The sequence below is a fragment of the Sporichthyaceae bacterium genome, from assembly GCA_036493475.1.
Classification (GTDB): Bacteria; Actinomycetota; Actinomycetes; order Sporichthyales; family Sporichthyaceae; genus DASQPJ01.
Window position 1 is genome coordinate 1 of record DASXPS010000188.1, and the last position, 20,185, is coordinate 20,185.

Sequence of the window (20,185 nt, forward strand, 5' to 3'; positions counted from 1 at the left end):
GGTACGCCAGGTGCACGCCCCGGATGCCGATGTCGAGCACGTCCACGTCGGCCGGGACGGGCACCCCCTGCATGCGGCGCACGACCTCGGAACCGAAACCGTCATCGCTCAGGAAGATATTGCCGACGCCGGCCACCAGCATCCGTCGCTCGCTCACCGGCGGACCTCGATCGAGGATTCGTCGCGCAGCGGTTCGACCTCGTCCGGGGCGAAGTAGAGGAACCGGCCCTGGGCCCGGGCGATATCGGCGAGCTCGGGGTCGTCGTCGAGGGTGACGCCGAGGTGCTGCTGACCGTCGACGTCGAAGAACACGGCTTCCACGGTGGCAACCTTGCCGCGCATGAACAGGTCCTGGGCATCGGTGCGCCGGTTGCCGGGCCGCAACCGGACGGAGCTGCCGCGGCCCACCCGAACGCCATCGATGAGGATCGAGTCCGTGTCCGGGTTGACCGAGGCGTCCGCGCCCGGGTCCCACCACGGCGCTGAGGGAACCAGGTAGGTCGGGGGCTCGTCCGGTTGCGAGGTGGCCGGACCTTCGCCGGTGACGTGGCGCAGGTAGCGCAGCGCGCCGTGCAGGCGATCGAGCTGTTCCTGCGGCAGCGAGTCGACCCGGTCGATGAGTTCGGCGGACCGCGGGTCGGTGGCCCGCGCCTCGGCCTTCTCCTCGTCGGTCAGCGTCATGGTGCGCAGGATCAGGATCTCGTCGATCTCGGTGGAGTCGTAGAGCTCACCGGGGCTCTCCGGCGCGATCTCGGGCTGGTCGCCGAGGATGATCGGTGAGGCCAGCACAACCCGCTCCCCGTCCGCGAGGACCGGCCAGGAGCCCTCGTTGCGGCAAGCCTTCACCTCGGGCTTGGCCCACTCCGGTGGGTCGGTCATCGACAGGAAACGGCCACGGTCGAGGGCAAACATCGTGTGCGCGGAAACCAGTGCGTGCCGCAGCGCGAGGTCGCGATCGGGCGCCGTGGTCTCGGTGCGGTTCTCCACCTCAACGGTGAGGCGCAGGGCACCGTACGGGCCGGGCAACTCGGTCACCGCAAGGACGATCGCGCCGCGGACGGGCAGCGTCTGCCGGGATACCTCGCCGTCGATCGCCAGCGCGCCCGCGAACTCAAAGGACTCGGTGTGCGGGCCGGCGCGTAGGGCGTTGACGGACACGGTGACATCGACCTGGCGCTCAGCTGTCTCATCCCAGTCCGGCGCGTCCCCACCACTGCGATGCGCGACGTGCAGGAAGCGCAGCGCCAGCGTCAGCTCGGCGCTCGCCTTGGCCTCGAACACAATCTCAGTGCGGGTCGCGCATCGCTCGGAGGAATCGGCGGCCACGTACCCGGGCGGCATGATCACGCCGAACTGCCACCGGGTCTGGTTCTTCGACGAGGACGCCCGATACGGATAGAGCACGTACCCCTCGTACAGCACGGCATCAGCGACCTGACGGGCCGTCGCGAACACGTCCTGGCTCATGGCACCTGCTCCCCCGGCAACGTCCCGGCGGCCAGCAGGGAGTCCGCCAGCAGGGCCTCGATGGTCTGCTCCCAGGTCGCCAGCGCGCGGACGTTCTTGTATGCGCCGAGTGCCTCCAGCGTCTCCCGACTCAATCGCAGCCAACCGCCGTTGGGGAAGAAGCGGTCCATCATTGCCCGCCACTCGGTGACCGGCAGCCGGTATTCCGACTCGAGGTTCCAGGGCACCTGACTGACGCTGAACCCGGTGTCGCCCTTGGCAATCGCCGTGCCGCTGAACAGCAGCAGGAAGGGAATCTCGCCTTCTTGCAGCGCATGGAAGTAGCTCGTCGCGGCGACCTCCAGGTCATAGGTGCACGGGACGTGCAGGTCGACCTCGATGTCGCCGGTGAAGCTGGGCACCATTACCGAGGCCATGGCGAACTGCAACGGCTTGAGGGTGTCCGCGTAGCGGCTCGGATCGCCGAACAAATCGTTGAGTCTCGCCGCCTCGACCGGGGCGTAGCGACGCTTCTGCGGCTCGATGCGGATCTGCACCCGCAGCGCGAGGGCGTGCATCCGTTCGCCGGTCGCCTCGTTCACCCGCAATCGGAACACCAGCGTCGGCCCGGCGGCATACGGGTCGGAGCTGACGTCGATGCACGCGAAGCGCAGATCAACCACGGTCCGCCCCCGTCCGGACGTCCGTGTCGGGCGTCAGCGGACGAGACCGCTTGGCCATCCGGCCAAAAAACTCCGCGATGTCCGCGCGCGCCTCGGGCCCGCCGTCGAAGCCCGTCCAGTGCATCCGGATCAGCCCGACCAATTCGTAGCACGCGTCGATCGGCACGAGATAGCTCGCGTTGCCCTCCCGGGTGCGATGCACGATCAGCGCCTCGACGTCCGGGGTCAACGCGGCCGCCAACGGGTTCTCCCGCACGATGGTGTCCCAGGCAGCGAGATCAAGCAGGCACTCGGTGGCACCGGCCGGGCTCGGGTACTGGGCAATCACGCGCTGTTGGGCGGAGTTGTGGAAGAAGAACGCCATGGAGACCGGGACCTGTAGCTCCTCCCACTGACCCTCCGTCAGTTGGAAATCCGGGTCGACCAGGTAACGGTCGGGCACCGACCGGTAGTTGCCCCGACCGGCACCGTCGTGGGTGAACAGCAAGAAGCAGGCCCGGCAGGTGCACATCAGGCTGCGGGTCTCGATGTTGACCACGTGCGAGTGCCCGATGGTCATGTCCGCGTTGCACATCTCGCAACCCTCACCGCGCGGGCGGGGCTGGCTCAGCGTGAACGGCAACGCCGAGCCGGTGGGCCCGACGAACCGTCGCAGACCAGCCGCGCCCCTCATCACACTGCCGCGGGGATCAGGGCGATCCGGATCCCGGAGACGTCGTCGAGCAGCGGCAACGGATCCAGATGCAGACGCGGCCGATCGAGCGCCCGGCCGGCCAACCGCGCGTCGTAGCGCACCCCGCAAGAGACGCAGGTGAGCACGTCACCGTCCAGTGGGGTCGGCTCGCCGGCCAACGACCGATCGCACGACGGGCAATGCTCGGCGTAGGCGTAGTAGGTCTCGCCGAGTCGGGCCATCAGCACCGTGCGGCCCTCCAGATCCGCCAGTGCGGCGAAGCCCTCGGCGGGCAGGTCGCGGGCGGAGGGATGCAGCCACACCGGGGGGAGCGCCGGCGTCGAGGTGGTCACTGGGGTGTCCGAGCCCGGCCGACGGCCGATCTGCAGGAGCTTTTCCGGCACGGCCGTCTGCCCCTCGACCTCGATCCCGACCAACTCCGGTGCCGCGCCGAGCACGGCATCGGTGATGGTCAGTTTTACCGTGACGGTGGAGGACGGGCAACCGCTGCAGCTGCCGTCCAGCCGCAGGTGGGCCACCCCGGCGTCGTCGACGCCGAGGTAGTCCACCCCGCCGGAATGCGAACCGAGGTAGGGCCGAACCTCGTCCAGCGCCCGCTCGATCCGTTCGTCGGCGGAGAGTGGATGCAGCCCGTGCAGGATCAGCTGGGACTCCACCAACCGGTCACCGGTCAGTGCACCGATCACCTCCGGTGCGTCCTCGACGAGGATCCCCACGATGTGCGCGAGCCCCTCGCCGTAGAACGCAACGAGCTCGCGCACCAACTCCTCACCGGTGTCGGCCGTGGCCTGCCCGCCCTGCCGGTGCAACTGCGCCAGCAGGGCCTCGACGCGCGACCCCACATCGTTGCCGACCGCTGGCATGGTCAGGTCGCCAGCGTCTGCGGCATCGTGGCCGGGTTGTGGATCGTCTGGATCGTCTTTCCCGGGCCGAGATACATGTGCACGCCGCAGGGCAGGCACGGGTCGAAGCTGCGCACCGCCCGCATGATGTCGATGCCCTTGAAGTTGTCCGCAGAGTTCTCCTCGAAGATCGGGGTGTTCTGCACCGCGTCCTCGTACGGACCGGGCGTCCCGTACACGTCACGCACGCTGGCATTCCATGGCGTCGGCGGGTACGGGTGGTAATTGGCGATCTTGCCGTCCCGAATCACCATGTGGTGGCTGAGCACGCCGCGCACAGCCTCGGTGAAGCCACAGCTGAACGCCTCATCCGGGACCTCGAACGGGGTCCAGGTCTTGGTGTTCCCGGCCCGCACCTCGGCCAGCGCCATGTCCATGAAGTGCAGGGCGCACCCTGCCGCGTAGGCCTGGAAGTAGGTCCGAGCGCGGTTGCGCTCCAGTGCATTCGACCACTTCGGGATCTTCCATTCGAAGCTGGCGGCCGGCTTGAGGATCGTCTTGGGCAGGTTGATCTGCACACTGTGCCCGGTCGCCTTGACGTAGCCGCCGGCGTCAACGAGCCCGCCGAGAGCGGTCGCCCACAGACGCGCGATCGGGCCGCCTCCGGTGTCCGCCGCTAGGTGGTCCTTGCCGTCGAACCAGCGCGGCGACATGACCCAGCTGTACTTGTCGTCGAAGTCGCGCTTCTGCGGGTCCGGGATCGTGGTCTGGTTCCACGGGTGGTTGCGGTCGACAAGGTTGCCGAGCGCATCCTTCTCGACGAACATCGGCTGGTCCTCCCAGCTCTGGTAGTACGAACTACCGAGCAGGATGCGGATGCCGAGGTTGATCTCCACCAGGTCGTTCGTGTGCAGCTTGCCGTCGACAACGACGCCGGGGCTGACGAAGGCCTTCCGACCCCAGTGGGTCATGTTCTCGTACTTGAAGTCGCAGTGCGCCGGGTCGTTCAGGGCCCCCCAGCAGACCAACTGGGTGCGCCGGAAGCCGACCTGCTCGTAGCCGGGCAACGCTTCGTAGAAGAAGTCGAACAGGTCGTCGTGCAACGGCACGACCTTCTTCATGAACTCCACGTAGCGCATCAGCCGCGTGTAATAGTCCGTCAACAGTTGGATGGTCGGCGTGGTGCCGATACCGCCGGGGTACAGCGTGGACGGGTGGACGTGGCGACCCTCCATCAGGCAGAACATCTCGCGCGTGTAGCGGGAGACGTGCAGAGCCTCGCGGTAGAACTCACCGGACAGCGGGTTGAGCGAGCGCATGATGTCGCCGATGGTGCGGTAGCCGTGCTCGCCCGCATGCGGCGCCTCGGTGCGGTTCGCCAGTTCCAGGACACCGGGGTTGGTCTCGGCGACCATCTTCTCGCAGTAGTCCACCCCGACCAGGTTCTCCTGGAAGATGTTGTGGTCGAACATGTACTCCGCGGCCTCGCCGAGGTTGATCAGCCATTCGCCCAGCGCCGGCGGGTGCACCCCGTAGGCCATGTTCTGGTTGTAGACCGAGCAGGTGGCGTGGTTGTCGCCGCAGATCCCGCAGATGCGACTGGTGATGAAGTGCGCGTCCCGCGGGTCCTTGCCCTGCATGAAAAGGCTGTAGCCACGGAAGATCGAGGATGTGGAGTAGCACTCCGCGACGACCTTCTGCTTGAAGTCGATCTTCGTGTAGATACCCAGGCTGCCGACGATGCGGGTGATCGGGTCCCACGCCATCTCGGTCAGGTTTGACTGGTCGCTTTTGGCGCTGATGTAGCTACTGGGCTTGGTTGTGGTGGTCACTCAACTCACCGACCTTTCCGGTAGCCGGTTTTGAGTTCCGGGCCGCGTGCACGCCATGAGGGTTCCTTGTTGAGGGTGTTCATCGTGAATTTGCGCATCGTGCGGATGACCACGCCGTAGGCCCCGCTCGCGGTGGTGGAGACCTTGGCGCCCGGCGGTTCATCCATGAACGGCATGAACTTGTCCGGGAAACCGGGCATCGTGCAGCCGATGCAGATACCGCCCACGTTCGGGCAACCACCGATGCCGTTGATCCAGCCACGCTTGGGCACGTTGCAGTTCACGACGGGGCCCCAGCAGCCCAGCTTCACCAGGCAGGTCGGCTGCCCGTACTCGGTGGCGAACTGGCCCTGCTCGTAGTAACCGCCGCGGTCGCAGCCCTCGTGCACGGTGGCCTCGAACAACCACTTCGGGCGCAGTTCGCTGTCCAGCGGGATCATCGGGGCCTGCCCGGCGACCTGGTAGAGCAGATAGGTGATCGTCTCGGAAAGGTTGTCCGGGTGAATCGGGCAGCCGGGCACACACACGATCGGCAGGCCGGCCTTGGACTTCCAGTCCCAGCCCAAATAGTCGGGCACGCCCATCGCGCCGGTCGGGTTGCCGGCCATCGCGTGGATGCCGCCGTAGGTGGCGCAGGTGCCGACCGCGATGATCGCGGTGGCCTTGGACGACAACCGGTCCAGCCATTCGTTGGTGGTGCGTGGTTGGCCGGTCACCGGGTCGTTGCCGAATCCGCAGAAGTAGCCGCCGTTGTCCTTGTTCAACTCCTCGTTGGGGATCGAACCCTCCACCACGAGCACGAAGGGTTCGAGCTCACCGCGGTCGGCCTTGTGCCACCACTCGATGAAGTTGTCCGCACCCGTTTCCGGTCCGCACTCGAAGTCGATCAGTGGCCAGTGCACCGCGATCTTGGGCAGGCCGGGCAGCGCGCCCAGCACGATTTCCTCGATGCTCGGCTGGGTGGCCGCGGTCAGTGCAACCGAGTCGCCGTCGCAACCCAGACCCCCGTTCATCCAGAGGATGTGTACGACACCTTCGTCTGTCGCCGTCGCCATAACTGCAACCTCCCGGGCGCGCGATCGTTCCCCGTTCCCCGATCGTCGAATGTGCGGCACTCTACGCCGAATTTGGATCTCCACAAGAGCCAGATTTTCCATTTCTGTAAGGGAATTCTCCGCAAATACGGCCCCGCGAGAGTCCCCGAAAATCGGGGTCGCGGAGTCCGGAAATCCCGGAATCGGTTAGCCCGTCGCGACTGGACACAGCAGCTACGGTGCTGCGCATGACCGCGTTAGGACCGGAACAAGGTCGGATCGTCGTGCGCACCACTCGGGAGGGCGTGGCCGCCAAGGTCGGGCACGATCTGGAGATCGAGTTCGGCTCCTGGAGCGGCGAGTTGGAGCTGCCTGACGGTGACCCGGGCGCAGCCCGGGTATCGGCGCGCGTGCAGGTCAACTCGCTACGCGTGGTCTCCGGGGTCGGCGGCGTCGCGGCGCTCACCGATGGCGATCGGCAGGAGATCACCCGCAGCGCGCTGAAGGTGCTCGACGCGGATCGCCATCCGAATATCGAATTTCGCTCGGAAAAGGTGCGCTCGGACGGCGACGGCGGCGAGTTGACGGGCGCCCTGCAGATCGCCGGGAGTTCTGCCCCGTTGATCCTGCAGGTCACCGCCACCGGCCCACAGACATGGCGGGCCACCGGGACCATCCGGCAAACCTCGTTCGGCATCAAGCCCTACAAGGCCTTCCTCGGCGCACTGCGGTTGTCCGACCAGGTCGGGATCGAGGTGGATATCCGGCTATCGGGTGCATGAGCACAGCCGGCTTGGGGAGTGACGGAATCGTTGACCCCGACCCCTCCACGGGGAAACATGGGGGGTCCGTTCTGCGAAGGGTCGCGCAATGAGGCCGACACCGAACGAGATCAACCGGCAGCGGCATTGGGTCTGCGCGCTGCAACTGGCGGAACGGCGCCGGCATCTGGGGCTCACCCAGCTGGAAGTGGTCGATCGATTGACCGAACTCGGGGTCGGTGCCACCAACCGCACGTTGTCCGCGATGGAACACGGTCAGGGCATCGACATCGGGCGGCTACCCGAACTGGCAATCGCTCTGGAATGCACGGTCACCTACCTATTGGGGCTGACCACAGATCCGAACCGGTGGATCCCGGACGACGGCACCGTGCCGGCCGAGCCCATCGAAGCGGCCCGGACCACGCCGGGCGATCAGGGATGCTGGCTGCATTACCCGAACGACGTGGACACGCCGACACACGGCAGTTGGCACCACGGGGTGTGGCACCACACCGCGGGCCACCAGCACGAGGCCGCCATGCCGCTGCCCACCGGGCAGCTGACCGCCAACGCCCGACCCAGCCTGCAACGCTTCGCCGGCCACGCCGAGACCGAGGTCGAATGCACCCCGGTCCGGCCTCGGGCCGGCCATGCATGAGCTCTCGTTGTGCGGCGCGATAGCCGAAATCGCCTCGCGGCGGGCCGGTGATCGCCGGGTCGAGGTGGTGCATCTGCAGATCGGGCAACTGCGCCAGGTGGTGCCCGAAGCGCTGACGTTCTGCTGGTCGATGCTCACCGAGAACACCAGCCTGGACGGCTCAACACTCGACGTGGACCGTGTTGCCGCGGTGCTGATCTGTCGCATGTGCGGTGTCCGCAGTGCTCTTGCCGAGCCGCTGGCGTTGGTCTGTGCCGGCTGCGGGGGTCTGGACGTCGGAGTCGAGGCCGGCGAGGAGTTCGCGGTGACGGCCCTTGATCTGGTGCCGGTCTGAACAGACCCGGAGGTGACAACGATGGGCCGCTTCCATCGGCACGACGGACCGGACGGCCATGGGAATGCCCATGCACACGACCACGACGGCGCACACACCCACGACGTCGGTGACCTGTCCGGCTACGCCACCGCAACCGAACGTGTGACGGTGCTGGAGCGGATCTTCGACGAGAACGACCGGATCGCGGCCGCCAACCGGGCCGACCTCGTCGCGGCCGGCGTGTTCGCGGTCAACCTGATGTCCTCCCCCGGCGCCGGCAAGACCACGCTGCTCTGCGAGACGTTGGCCCGACTGGCGGGCAAGCTGCGGATCGGCGTCGTCGAGGGTGACATCGAGACCAGCCTGGACGCCGACCGCCTGGCCGGCCTCGGTGCGGTCGTGGAGCTCGTCAACACCGGCAACGGCTTCGGTGGTGAGTGCCACCTGGACGCCCCGATGGTCCGCCGCGCGCTGAGCAGACTCCCGCTGGACGACCTCGATCTGATGCTCATCGAGAACGTGGGCAACCTGGTCTGCCCCGCGGAATTCGACACCGGCGAGCAGCTGCGGGTGATGGTCTACTCCGTCACCGAGGGCGAGGAAAAGCCGTTGAAGTATCCGGTGATGTTCCGCTCGGCCGACCTGGTGTTGGTCAACAAGGTGGATCTGCTACCGCACCTGGACGTCGACATGGCGCTGTTCGAGGCCAACCTGCGCCGGATCAACCCGACGGTGCGAACGCTGGAAATCAGCGCGCGCACCGGGCTCGGCATCGACGACTGGTGTGCGTGGCTGCTGGAACACACGATTCCGGTAGCCGCCGGACCGAGCTGATCAAGGCCGGCGAGACGTTGCGCCCATCGGCGCAACCATGGAGCGCACCCGGGCCAACATGTCGATGACCGACCCGGGCTTGTTGTCCCCGGGATCAAGCAATCGCTCGCCGATTGCCTTCAAGGAGTACCCCGCGTGGTGCCGCAGAGCGGCCGTGAGGTCAGCGACCTCCTCGGAGTTCCGGACGGCCTTCAGCGCGTCAACGACCTCCTCCGCGGTCTGGCCGCCCCGGGCGCAGGTCAGCCACCCGGCGCAGAATGCTAGAAGGAACCCCACGGTCACGCCTCCTGGAACTGTCGGGCCGTGCCCTGGTCGCGGTGAGACGGAACTGCACGCTGACCTCAGGGTAGATCTTGAAGGCCAGGATCCAGGGCATCTCGATGCCGAACTCCCGCATGTCCACGTTCTCGCCACCCGTTGCGATCAAGGTGTTCTCGTCGGGCATGGCGAGGTCGAGGAATCCCATCATGCGCCGCGTGGTGCCGGAGATGGTGAGGTCGCCCTCCGCCGCGAACCGCCCCCCACCACGGGGGTTCGCGGCGCACATCTCGACCGTGATGTTCGGGAAGCGCCGCTGGTCCAGACGCCGTTGCAGCTCGGAGTCGTAGAGCTTGTTGCCGGACTCGAGGGAGATGACGGGGATCCGCATGAACGCCGCCAGCGGCACCGCAGCATCGAGGTCGATCTCGGGCGTCGCGAACTCGGCATGGCCGTCGAGCGTCATCGTCCCGAAGGTGATGGGACCCGCCGTGCTCTGCGCCCCCACGAGGACGGCGCATTGCTCGCTCACCAAACGGAACGTTTCACGATCAGCCACGCGGTCACCCGCTTCCTGGCGTCACCGTAGTGCCCGTTTCGGCGGGCCGGTAAACGGCCGCGGTCGCCGTCAGGCGGTGAGCGCGCGGATCCGGCCGCCGATCTCCGCGGCCACCGGGTCGATGTCGGCGAGGGTGGACGACCCGGTGATACCCAGGCCCGCCAGTAGCTGGGGAATGGCCGCGGGATCGAAGCCGGTGGTCTGGGTCAGCCGCTCCAGATCGCCGACGAGCTTGATCCGCCCACTGAGGAACGCGCCGAGCGCCGCGTTGGGCTTCTGGGTGACCAGCAGGTCGTAGGCGGTCTGGTAGTCCAGCGTCACGGTCAGGTCCGGATCGGGCAGCGGACCGACATTGAGCGCCAGCCCGGGACCACCGGTGTCCGCGTGCGCGAGCACCACGCCGTCCGTGGCCACCTCCGCCGGCACGCCGGTGACCTGCAGGTTCACCCGCAGTGGTGGCACCGGCACCTCGGGCAGCTGGTCGACGTACTCGTCGCGCACGGCCATCACCGACTGGATCCACTCCGTGGACAAAAACGGCTGCCCCATGTCTCCTCCGAGCCTGCGGCACGACGGGGGATGCACTTTACCTACCGCAAGTCGGATTACTTCACCGGCCACGGCGGAGCCAAGCGTGAGCATCAGCCCAGGTAGATAGCACTGTGCCCGAAAAATCTGCTTCGGGAGGGCTACAAACCTACTCAACATCGGGTTATTGTGCATCTGGGAGCTATGGTGCGTCCAGCACCTAACAGGACAAATGTACGGCGGCACTCGGGAGGTCGGGATGGGAACGCGCAACCCGACCGCCGCCGGCCCGCCGACCGCCGGCGCCGGCACACCCCCGCGGCGCCGGCCCGGTCGGCCGGTCGGGTCCACGGCCGGGCGCTCCGTGCGCCGCGAGGAGTACCTCGAGGCGATCATTGACGCCATCCGCCGCCTCGGCCCCGAGGCGACGCTGGCCGAGTTGGCCGCCGGCGCCGGGATGAGCAAGCCGGTGCTCTACGACCACTTCACCGACCGGCTCGGCCTCACCGCCGCGGTCATCGGCAAGTTGAGCGAGACCGTCGCCGCCGACGCCGTGCTGGCCGTGCTCTCCGGTGGCGCACCGGAGCAACTGATCGCCAAGGCCTTCGATGTGTTCGTGGCGTTCGTGGAATCCGAACCGCAGATCTACGGCTGGGTGCTGCGCGGGGTGCACGACCTGCCCGCCGCCGGGCTGAGCGAACTGCCCATGGCGATGGCCGCGGGCGGTCACCTGTCCATGGTCATCGGCTCGGTGATGCGCGGCGCGGGCGTGGACTCCGGTGCGGCCGAGCCGTGGGCGTTCGGGATCGTCGGCTTCATGCTCTCCGCCACCGAGTGGTGGCTGGTGCGTCGCGCGATGAGCCGGCAGGACTTTGTCGACTACGTGGCCAAGTTCGTCTGGGGCGGGTTGTCCTCCAGTGGTATGGAGCGCATCGATGTGGTCGCGGTGCTGTCCAACGTGCCGGCGATGATCGAGGCGGCGCGGGCCGTGGTGGACAGTCCTGAACTGCACCCGCAGCTACCGAGGGGGCGCACGTCATGAGCAGGACTGCGCCTCCGCCGCTGCCGGATCTGGATGAGCTGGCCACCACGTCGGAGTGGATGGCCGGACGAGACGGCCTGGACATCGAACTCGACCAGCTGCGCGGGCACGCCGAGCGCGCCCTGCCGCGGATCCGCGAACAGGCCGCGTCGTTGGCCAAGCCGCGCTGGTCGCGACACACGGCGGGCGCCGTGCTGCGTACCCTCCTGCGCTTCTGCTGGTTCTCCCTGCTCGGCCTGTTCGACGCGGGACGCAAGCGGCACGGGTCGGCCGCGGTACGGCGGGCGCAACAGTTGGTGCACGCCGGTGGCCCGGCATATGTGAAGGTGGGTCAGTCCATCGCCACCGCACAGGGTCTGCTGCCCGACGAGTGGGTGGCCGCCTTCGCATGGTGCCGCGATGAGGTGCCGCCGATGCCCGACGGCGAGGCGCAGCGCGCGGTGGAGTCCTCCCTGGGTCGGCCGATTTCCGAGGTGTTCCGCTCCTTCGACCCGGCCCCCAAGGCTGCGGCGAGCATCGCGCAGGTGCACGAAGCCGTGCTGCTGGACGGCACCGAGGTCGTGGTCAAGGTGCAACGGCCGGGGTTGCGGCGCCGCTTCGGCGCGGACTTCCGGGTGATGTCGGTGCTCACCGCGGCAATCAACAAAGTGAGCGCGTCGGCGCGGATGAGCAACGCCACCGAGATCCTGCCGCTGGCCGGCGAGTTGGTGCTGGCCGAACTGGACTTCCGCCTCGAGGCCCTGAACATGATGCACATCGCGGTGGCCAGTGAGCACGCCGGCACCGGATTCGTCCGCGTGCCCCGGCCGATCCCGGGTCTGGTGACCACCGAGGTGTTGGTGATGGAGCGGGTACCGGGCGTGCCCTACACCGCGGCCCGGCAACGCTACGGCGATGCGATGGACGGCGCGGCACTTCTCCGTCTGGCCGTCTCGGGTGTGCTGGAACATGCGTTGATCTACGGGGTTTTCCACGGTGACCTGCACTCCGGCAACGTGCTGGTGACCGAGACCGGCACGATCTCGCTGGTCGACTACGGCGTGTGCGGGCGGATCGACGCCCGCGAGCGGGCGCTGTTGGTGCGGCTGTTGGTCGCAGCCATGCAGCAGGACTCTCGCGGCCAGATCATGGCTGCCGCGGAGATGGGTGCGCTGCCCGAGGGCGTCGACCTGGAGGCCGCGGTGGCCGAGCTGGACAAGTACCAGTCACTGGTCCTCGAGTTCACCGACGCCAGCTTCGACTCGCTGGACCTGACGCTGATTACCGGTCAGATGCGTGCGGTGATTGCGTCGCTGCTCAAGTTCGGTTTCAAGGCACCCAAGGAACTGGTGCTGTTCTCCCGCAACTTGCTCTACCTCAACGGGTTCGCGACGGCGCTCGCGCCCGAGACCCACATGTTGCGCGAAATGGAAGCACTGCTGGCGTACATGACCGGAAAATACCCCCAGGAGCTCACCACGATCCTGTTGGGCGCCATCGTCAAACCCGCCGGAGAGGCCACGGCATGACCAATCGTCTGCGGACTCCGCTGTACGCCACGCTCACCTGCACCGCGCTGGCCGGCACCCTGGGGCTCGGCGCTCTGGCGGCCGCGCCGGCCTCCGCAGCGACCGCGTTCGTGCCCGGCACCGGCACCTCCTCGGCCGGTGTGGCGCGCATCCAGTTGCGTTCCTCCGGCGCGGCCATCGGCTTCGGCTTGGGCGTCGCGCGCACTCGGTTTGCCGGTGCGCAGGGCAATGCGGAGGCGGCCAACGTCGACCTCGGCCTGTTCGACACTGTCTCCAAGGCCCCGCTGGCGTGCGGCTACTCCCCCGGCTCGATCTTCCCGGCCGGTTCCATGCCCGAGGCGGTCGTGGTGTCCTCCGGCGACGGCGCCGCCTCGCAACACACCGCATCCGCCGGCGCGGGCAGCCCCGTGCAGTTGGGCAGTCAGTACGGCGCCGCGGCACCGAACTCCTCGGCGCAGGCCGCGGTGGACGGCATGAGCATGGACCTACCGGGTGTCCTGCAGGTGATCGGCGGCACCGCGTCGTCTGCAGCCAAGCTGACGCCGGGTAAGCAACGGGATTCCTCGGCCACCAGCGCGGTCTCCACCCTGTCCCTCGGCGGCGGGCTGGTGCAGTTGTCCGGCATTCAATGGACGGCGGGCGATCACACCGGTGCGAAGACCGGCACCGACGGCGGGTTCTCTGTCTCCTCGATCACCGTCGGCGGCCAGACGTTGCCCACCGGCGACCCGACCCAACTTCAGTCCGCGTTCGCCGCTGCGAACGGCGCGCTGACCCCGTTGGGCCTGTCGTTGAACATGCCCACGGTCACCCGCAGCAAGACGGGCGTGATCGTGTCCCCGCTGCGCCTGTCGGTGGCCGCCACCCCGACGCTGCGCCAGGCCCTGTCCCAGGCCCTGATCGCGCTGCAGCCGGTGCGCACCCAACTGCTCACCTTCGTCACCCCGCTGCAGGCGAGCCCGGACTGCGGCCTGGCCAAGGCGCTGGGCTTCGGCTACCTGGTGGCGGATCTGGCCACCCTGGTGCTCGGTGACGGCGGGGCGGTGGACCTGGATTTGGGCGGCACCCGGGCCGGCACCGACGGCACCGCGTACGCCAACCCGTTCGACTCCGGCTTCGGGCTGATTCACCCGCCGGCCCTACAGCCGCCCGGCCTGCCCGCATTGCCGGGGAACCCGCCCACGTTCGGGCAACCGGCCGTGCCGCAGACCACCCAATCCGCGACGGCGCCGACGGTGGCGCTGCACCCCGTCGCCATGACCCCGACCGCCGCGTCCTGTCGGTCCATCCAGGGTGGTGGCTGCACCACCGGTCACGGTCGGCTCGCCGCGTGGATCGCGCTATGCCTGATCGCCGCGTTGGCCGCCGCCGACCGGCTGCGCGCCCATCTCACCTGAGCCTGCATCTTCTTCGCCCGCCCGTCGCTGAACCGGAGGTCCCGCCATGAAGCGACCGCTCCGCAACCGCAACCTCGGCGGCGCACCGCGCCGGCTGCTCGGCGGCTACGGCCCGTTGCTCGCCCTGGCCGTCACGTTCCTGTTGGTGGTCACGCTGGTGCCGACCATCGCCCGGCAGACCACGGTGATGGCCGCGCAGAGCGACGACGCGGGTAGCGCCGCGGCCGGCGCCACCGTCGCGGGCGCGACGCCCGGCGCCGCCTTGGGTGCCGGGCCGGTCGCCAAGGGCAAGAAGGCTGCGCTGCCGGGCCCGGCCGGTGCGGTGGCCGCGGCCGGCCCTTGCGCCGACCGCACCGTGCAGGTGGTCGGGGACCCCTACTCCCCGCCGTGCATCGCCTGGCCCACGGGCAAGGAAAACGGCGGCGCGACCAGTCCGGGCGTCACCAAGGACACCATCCGGATCTCGTTCCGCATGCCGATTGAGAACATCAGCGACTACGAGAGCGTCATCCGCCAGCTCACCGGTGACAAGGGCGACGCGATCCCCACGCCCACCGAGGCCGACGTGCGGCGCACCATCCAGGACTACATCACCTACTTCGAGCGCAACTTCCAGACCTACGGCCGCAAGATCGATCTGGTCGAGTGGAAGGGCAAGGGCTCGGTGCTCAACGAGATCGTCGGAGCGGGCCAGGAGGCCGCGCAGGCCGACGCGATCCGCGCGGCGAAGGAACTCAAAGTGTTCGCCGACGTCAGCGCGTTCACCCAGCCGTACAGCGACGCGCTGGCCCGGCAGGGCGTGGTGGCCATCGGTGCGCCGTACATGTCCCAGCAGTGGTTCGCCGCGCACCAGCCCTACGCGTGGAGCCCGTTCCCGGACTGCACCTCGCTGACCGAAACCATCGCGGAGTACCTGAACAAGCGGGTGTTCGGCCACCCGGCCGATCACGCGGGCCCCGGCGTGGTCGGCAAGCAGCGGAAGGTTGCCCTGGTGGTTCCGGACAACCCCGAGTACCAGCAGTGCGCCGACGCCGGTGAAAAGATCATCGAGGCGGCGGGCAACAAGGCCGCGCGCTACAACTACACCCTCGACCTGGCCACCCTCTCCGACCAGGCGAACAACCTGGCCGCCAAGCTCAAGCAGGACGGCGTCACCACCATCGTGCTGGCTACCGACCCCCTGCTGCCCCTGCTGCTCACCTCGCGGATGAGCCAGCAGGACTACTACCCGGAGTGGGTGGTCACCGGTACCGCGTTGACCGATCTGGACGTGGTCGGACAGTTCTACGACCAGTCGCAGTGGAAGCACGCGTTCGGCATGAGCATGCTCGGTGAGCAGCAACCGCAGGGTGCCAGTTACGCCTACGCCGCAGCCAAATCGGTGGACCCGAACCACGAGCCGATCTTCGGCTCGGAGCTCATCTACTACTTCATGTACATGATCGCCACGGGCATCCAGATGGCCGGGCCGGACCTGACCCCGCAGACGTTCGCCGCGGGCATGCACGCCTACCCCGGCGGCACCGGACCCGCGGGCACCTGGGCCTACCCGAAGGGCGATTACAGCCCGTACCGGGACGCCCGGGAGATCTGGTGGGACCCGAACGGCAACTCGGTGTTCAACAACGCGCCGGGCCGCTACGCGTCGACGAACAAGCGCTACAAGCCCGGAGCCTGGCCGACCGGCCCGGCCGCCCCGCAGCAGCTCGCCCCGGCGCCGAAGGACGTCGCGACCAAGCCCGAGGACGCTCGATGAGTGAGCGCAACGAGCTCATCGTGAGCACGGGGCTATCGAGCCTCGTCGGCGCGCCGCGGAACGAGGCGCGTCGATGAGTAGCCACTTGCCGCTGGGCGTCATCCTGCTCGGTGCGTTGATCGGCACCGGGAACGGGTTGCTGGCCGTGGGCCTGGTGCTCACCTATCGCAGCCACCGCGTGGTCAACTTCGCGTTGGCCGGCATCGGTGGACTCGGCGCGGCACTCGCCATCGGTCTGCATCTGGGCAAGGGTGTGCCGTGGCCGGTGGCGATCCTGCCGGGCATCGCGCTGGGCCTGCTGTCCGGCGCCGTGGTGGAGCGCCTGGTGATGCGTCGCCTGGAGCACTCGCCGCGGCTGGTGGTCACCGTGGCCACCATCGGTTTGGCGCAGTTGTTCGCCGCCGGGCAGGCGGCCACCCCGCACCTGATGGGCGGTCCGGTGTTGGTGGGCGCGTTCCGCACCCCGCTGTCGCACCTGACCTGGCACGTGGATCCGTTGCTGATCTCCGGCAACGACCTGCTGCTGGCCGCGGTGGTGCCGTTCGTGCTGGCCACGTTGACCTGGTTCCTGCTGCGCACCGACTCCGGCATCGCGATCCGCGGCATCGCGGAGAACGGCGACCGGGCACGACTGTTGGGCATCCCCGCGCATCGATTGTCGTTGCTGGTGTGGACGGTCGCGGGCGGGCTGGCCGCGTTGACCGTGACGCTGCGCTCCCCGTCCGAGGGGCTCAACCTCTCCGTGGCCTCCTCCGGCCCGGAGGTCATGTTGCCGGCCCTGGCCGCGGCAGTGGTGGCCGGCTTCCGCTCGCTGCCCCGTGCGTTCGGCGCCGGGGTGGCGCTGGGCATCCTCGACCAACTGGTGCGGTGGAACACCGACAAGCAATCGGTCACCGCCGTGGTGCTGCTCGGCGTGCTGGGCGTCGCACTGCTGGTCCGCCGCCCGGATCGGGGGCGTGCGGAGGCCGCGGCGGCAGAGGGCACCTGGGTCACCACCGGCTCCACGCGGGCGTTGCCGGCCGCGGTGCGTGCGCTGCCGGAGATCCGGATGGCCGGACTCGGGCTCGCCCTGGCCTGCGCCGGTGCGCTGCTGGCCCTGACCCTGCTCGGGTCGCCCAGCCAGTTGAACATCGCGACCGTCGCGTCCTGCTATTGCGTGGTCGCGGTGTCCCTGGTCGTGCTCACCGGCTGGGCGGGCACGGTGAGCCTGGGTCAGATCGCCATTCTGGGTACCGGTGCGACGGTGGCCGGCGACCTGATGGCCAAGCACAACGTCGATTTCTTCGTGGCGATGATCGCCGGCGGGGTGGCCGGTGCGGCGATCGCGTTGCTGTTGGCCATCCCGGCGCTACGGGTGGACGGGCAACTGCTCGCGGTGGTCACGCTGACCTTCGCGGTCGCGGTGGACACCTTCTTCTTGAACCCGACGAACTTCCCTTCGCTGGTGCCGGGCGCCTTCGACCGGCCGGTGCTGTTCCAGCGTTGGGACATGCGCACCGACCGCGTGCTGTTCCTGATCGGCCTGGCCCTGGTCGCGCTCTCCATCGTGGTGGCGCGCAACCTGTCCCGCGGCCGCACCCGGCGCACCATGATCGCGGTGCGGGACAACCCGCGGGCCGCGGCCGCGGCGGGCGTGGACGGCATCCGGTCCAAGCTGTCCGCGTTCGTGATCTGCGGCGTGCTGGCGGGCATGGCCGGCGCCGTGCACGCCACCGCACTCGGCGCGGTCGGCCTGCACACCTACAACACCTCACTGTCGCTGTTCGCGTTCACCACCGTGGTGATCGGCGGGGTGACCTCTGTCGGTGGCGCACTGGCCGCGACCACCGCGCTGTACCTGGTCATCTACTGGGTGCCGCAGCTGCAGCTGGTGGCCACCGGGGCCGGGGTGCTGGTCGCGCTGTTGCTGCTGCCCGGCGGCATGGCCCGCGCGGGCACGGGCATACGCGACCGGTTCGCGCTGCTGGTGGCACGCCGGCACGGCGTGGAATGGGACGCTGACGCCGCGTCAGCTCCGTTGCTTCCCGAGCAACCCACTCCCCGGCGCGGTCGGGCGGCCGCACCGGCCGAGGGCATGGCACTGTCCTGCCGGGACATCGAGGCCTCCTACGGCCCGAACCAGGTGCTGTTCGGCGTTGACCTGGACATCACGCCCGGCGAGGTGGTGGCGCTGCTCGGCACCAACGGCGCGGGCAAGTCGTCGCTGCTGCGGGCATTGTGCGGCCTGCTGCCGCCCTCACGCGGACGTGCGGTGTTGGGCGAGCTCACGTTGGACGGACGCGGACCCGAGCGCATCGCGGCCGCGGGCCTGGCCATGATGCCGGGCGGGCGGGGCATCTTCCCGACGCTGAGCGTCACCGAGAACCTGCGCCTGGCCACCTGGATGGTCCGACGCGACGCCGCCGCGGTCGAGGGCGCGCGACGCACGGCACTGGAGATGTTCCCGCCGTTGGCGGCCCGGCTGGACACCCGTGCGGGTGACCTGTCCGGTGGCGAGCAGCAGATGCTCTCGCTGGCCATGGCCATGGCGGTCAAGCCGAAGGTGCTGTGCATCGACGAGTTGTCGTTGGGTCTATCGCCGGCAGTGGTCGGGCAATTGGTCGACGTGGTGCGCGACATCAACGCCGACGGGGTCACCGTCGTGGTGGTGGAGCAGTCGGTCAATGTGGCGCTGCTGCTGGCCGAACGCGCCGTGTTCATGGAGAAGGGCCGGGTGCGCTTCGCCGGCCCTACCGGCGACCTGCTGAACCGTCCGGACATTCTGCGCGCGGTGTTCCTCGGCGCAGCGGCGGAAACCGCACCGACAAAAACTCGCGACCTGGATGCGGACGCCCCGGTCGTGCTCGAGGCGCGCGGGCTGACCAAGCGCTTCGGTGGCGTCACCGTGGTCGACGGCGTCGACCTGGTGGTGCCCGCCGGGCACATCATCGGCCTGATCGGGCACAACGGTGCGGGCAAGACCACGGTGTTCGACCTGCTGTCCGGGTTCCTGGCCGCCGACGGCGGCAGCGTCTCCGTGCACGGGCGCGACCTGACCACCGCACCCGCCCACCAACGGGCGCTGGCCGGGCTCGGGCGGTCCTTCCAGGACGCCCGGCTCTACCCGTCGCTCACCGTGGCGGAGACGTTGGCGGTTGCGCTGGACCGGCACCTGGCCAGCCGGGACCCGTTGGCGGTCGCGCTGTGGCTGCCCGCCGCGTTCGACGTGCACGACGCGGTCAAGCTGCGAGTCGAGGAACTGCTCACCACGCTGGGCCTGACCCGCTACCGCAATCACCGCACCGCCGAGCTGTCCACCGGCACCCGACGCATCGTGGAGCTGGGCTGCGTGTTGGCGCAGTCCCCGGACGTGGTGCTGCTGGACGAGCCGTCGGCCGGCGTGGCGCAACGCGAGGCCGAGGCGCTGGTCCCGGTCCTGCACCGGGTGCAGGCGGAGTTGGGGTGCGCGCTGGTCGTGGTCGAGCACGACATGACGCTGATGTCGGCGCTGTGCGATTCGCTGGTCGCGCTCGAGGCCGGCCGGGTGATCGCCACCGGTACCCCCGCCGAGGTGCTCAGCCACCCCGAGGTGATCAGCAGCTACCTCGGCACGGACTCCGCGGTCGTCGCCCGCTCCGGACCGAGCATGGGCGCTGCGACTCAGTAGACGCTCAACTCGATGAGGTTGCCGTCCGGGTCGCGCAGATAGACGCTCTGCATCGGACCGCGGGCGCCGGTGCGGGAGACCGGCCCCTCCTCGATGGGCACGCGGTGGGCGATCAGTTCGTCGATCACGTGCTCCAAGCGTCCCTCGACGATCAGACAGAGATCAGCAGTACCGGGGCCTGGCCGGAGCGCCTTGGGTTCGAACTCGTGCCCGGCTACGTGCAGGTTGAATTTGCTCGCGCCGAAGTGCACCGCGCTGCGGCCATCGGAGAAGGTGACGTGCTCCATGCCGAGCACGTCGGAGTAGAAGGCCACCGTCCGATCCAGGTCGGCGACGGTCAACACAAGGTGGTCGATGCGGTCGACACGCATTTGCGTTTCCCACCCCG

General features: G+C 68.7%; 18 protein-coding genes. 9 read left to right on the forward strand and 9 right to left on the reverse strand.

Features of this window, described 5'->3' with window-relative positions; all coding sequences use genetic code 11:
• Positions 1-153 precede the first annotated feature (153 nt).
• The 6 genes from VGJ14_18400 to VGJ14_18425 are packed head-to-tail and all read right to left on the reverse strand — an operon-like array spanning position 154 to position 6,510.
• On the reverse strand, positions 154-1,467 hold the full coding sequence (locus tag VGJ14_18400; protein ID HEY2834399.1) for a hypothetical protein: 1,314 nt from the start codon (positions 1,465-1,467) through the stop codon (positions 154-156).
• Positions 1,464-2,129: a DUF6084 family protein gene (locus VGJ14_18405; GenBank protein ID HEY2834400.1), complete on the reverse strand. Its 666-nt coding sequence runs from the start codon at positions 2,127-2,129 to the stop codon at positions 1,464-1,466. The genes VGJ14_18400 and VGJ14_18405 overlap by 4 nt, the downstream gene beginning before the upstream one ends.
• A complete protein-coding gene (locus VGJ14_18410) occupies positions 2,122-2,802 on the reverse strand; it encodes a DUF5947 family protein (protein ID HEY2834401.1) in 681 nt (226 codons plus the stop codon). The genes VGJ14_18405 and VGJ14_18410 overlap by 8 nt, the downstream gene beginning before the upstream one ends.
• Positions 2,802-3,686, reverse strand: a complete 885-nt coding sequence (locus VGJ14_18415; protein HEY2834402.1) for a NifU family protein — start codon at positions 3,684-3,686, stop codon at positions 2,802-2,804. The genes VGJ14_18410 and VGJ14_18415 overlap by 1 nt, the downstream gene beginning before the upstream one ends.
• Positions 3,687-3,688: 2 nt before the next feature.
• On the reverse strand, positions 3,689-5,497 hold the full coding sequence (locus tag VGJ14_18420) for a nickel-dependent hydrogenase large subunit (GenBank protein ID HEY2834403.1): 1,809 nt from the start codon (positions 5,495-5,497) through the stop codon (positions 3,689-3,691).
• 5 nt (positions 5,498-5,502) lie between these two features.
• The gene (locus tag VGJ14_18425) at positions 5,503-6,510 is read right to left on the reverse strand and encodes a hypothetical protein (GenBank protein ID HEY2834404.1); all 1,008 of its coding nucleotides are present in this window, start codon (positions 6,508-6,510) and stop codon (positions 5,503-5,505) included.
• A 269-nt stretch (positions 6,511-6,779) separates the two neighbouring features.
• On the opposite strand from VGJ14_18425, the gene VGJ14_18430 reads away from it, so the two are divergent.
• The 4 genes from VGJ14_18430 to hypB all read left to right on the forward strand — a co-directional run bounded on the left by VGJ14_18430 (position 6,780) and on the right by hypB (position 9,103).
• Complete coding sequence (locus tag VGJ14_18430; protein HEY2834405.1) at positions 6,780-7,313, forward strand: YceI family protein; 534 nt, start codon at positions 6,780-6,782, stop codon at positions 7,311-7,313.
• Positions 7,314-7,401: 88 nt separating this feature from the next.
• Complete coding sequence (locus VGJ14_18435; GenBank protein HEY2834406.1) at positions 7,402-7,953, forward strand: helix-turn-helix transcriptional regulator; 552 nt, start codon at positions 7,402-7,404, stop codon at positions 7,951-7,953.
• On the forward strand, positions 7,946-8,287 hold the full coding sequence (locus VGJ14_18440; GenBank protein HEY2834407.1) for a hydrogenase maturation nickel metallochaperone HypA: 342 nt from the start codon (positions 7,946-7,948) through the stop codon (positions 8,285-8,287). Before VGJ14_18435 ends, VGJ14_18440 begins: the two co-directional genes overlap by 8 nt.
• 21 nt (positions 8,288-8,308) lie before the next feature.
• On the forward strand, positions 8,309-9,103 hold the full coding sequence (gene hypB / locus VGJ14_18445; protein ID HEY2834408.1) for a hydrogenase nickel incorporation protein HypB: 795 nt from the start codon (positions 8,309-8,311) through the stop codon (positions 9,101-9,103).
• A 199-nt stretch (positions 9,104-9,302) separates the two neighbouring features.
• Here hypB and VGJ14_18450 read toward each other — a convergent pair whose 3' ends face one another.
• Together VGJ14_18450 and VGJ14_18455 are read right to left on the reverse strand one after the other, a co-directional pair.
• Positions 9,303-9,920: a YceI family protein gene (locus VGJ14_18450; protein ID HEY2834409.1), complete on the reverse strand. Its 618-nt coding sequence runs from the start codon at positions 9,918-9,920 to the stop codon at positions 9,303-9,305.
• Positions 9,921-9,989: 69 nt separating this feature from the next.
• A complete protein-coding gene (locus VGJ14_18455) occupies positions 9,990-10,469 on the reverse strand; it encodes a hypothetical protein (GenBank protein HEY2834410.1) in 480 nt (159 codons plus the stop codon).
• 238 nt (positions 10,470-10,707) lie between these two features.
• Here VGJ14_18455 and VGJ14_18460 point away from each other — a divergent pair, with 238 nt between their 5' ends.
• The 5 genes from VGJ14_18460 (at position 10,708) to VGJ14_18480 (ending at position 19,797) form a co-directional block, all read left to right on the forward strand.
• Positions 10,708-11,490 (forward strand): TetR/AcrR family transcriptional regulator, encoded by a 783-nt coding sequence (locus VGJ14_18460; GenBank protein HEY2834411.1) that lies wholly within the window; start codon positions 10,708-10,710, stop codon positions 11,488-11,490.
• The gene (locus tag VGJ14_18465; GenBank protein HEY2834412.1) at positions 11,487-12,998 is read left to right on the forward strand and encodes an AarF/UbiB family protein; all 1,512 of its coding nucleotides are present in this window, start codon (positions 11,487-11,489) and stop codon (positions 12,996-12,998) included. Before VGJ14_18460 ends, VGJ14_18465 begins: the two co-directional genes overlap by 4 nt.
• The gene (locus VGJ14_18470) at positions 12,995-14,395 is read left to right on the forward strand and encodes a hypothetical protein (GenBank protein ID HEY2834413.1); all 1,401 of its coding nucleotides are present in this window, start codon (positions 12,995-12,997) and stop codon (positions 14,393-14,395) included. The genes VGJ14_18465 and VGJ14_18470 overlap by 4 nt, the downstream gene beginning before the upstream one ends.
• Before the next feature lie 46 nt (positions 14,396-14,441).
• The gene (locus VGJ14_18475) at positions 14,442-16,151 is read left to right on the forward strand and encodes a hypothetical protein (GenBank protein HEY2834414.1); all 1,710 of its coding nucleotides are present in this window, start codon (positions 14,442-14,444) and stop codon (positions 16,149-16,151) included.
• A 73-nt stretch (positions 16,152-16,224) separates the two neighbouring features.
• A complete protein-coding gene (locus VGJ14_18480; protein ID HEY2834415.1) occupies positions 16,225-19,797 on the forward strand; it encodes an ATP-binding cassette domain-containing protein in 3,573 nt (1,190 codons plus the stop codon).
• Here the strand turns inward: VGJ14_18480 and VGJ14_18485 are convergent.
• Positions 19,791-20,168 carry a VOC family protein gene (locus VGJ14_18485; protein HEY2834416.1) on the reverse strand — a complete coding sequence of 126 codons (378 nt, stop codon included), beginning with the start codon at positions 20,166-20,168 and terminating at the stop codon, positions 19,791-19,793. The two genes, VGJ14_18480 and VGJ14_18485, sit on opposite strands and share 7 nt — an antisense overlap.
• Between the last annotated feature and the right edge of the window lie 17 nt (positions 20,169-20,185).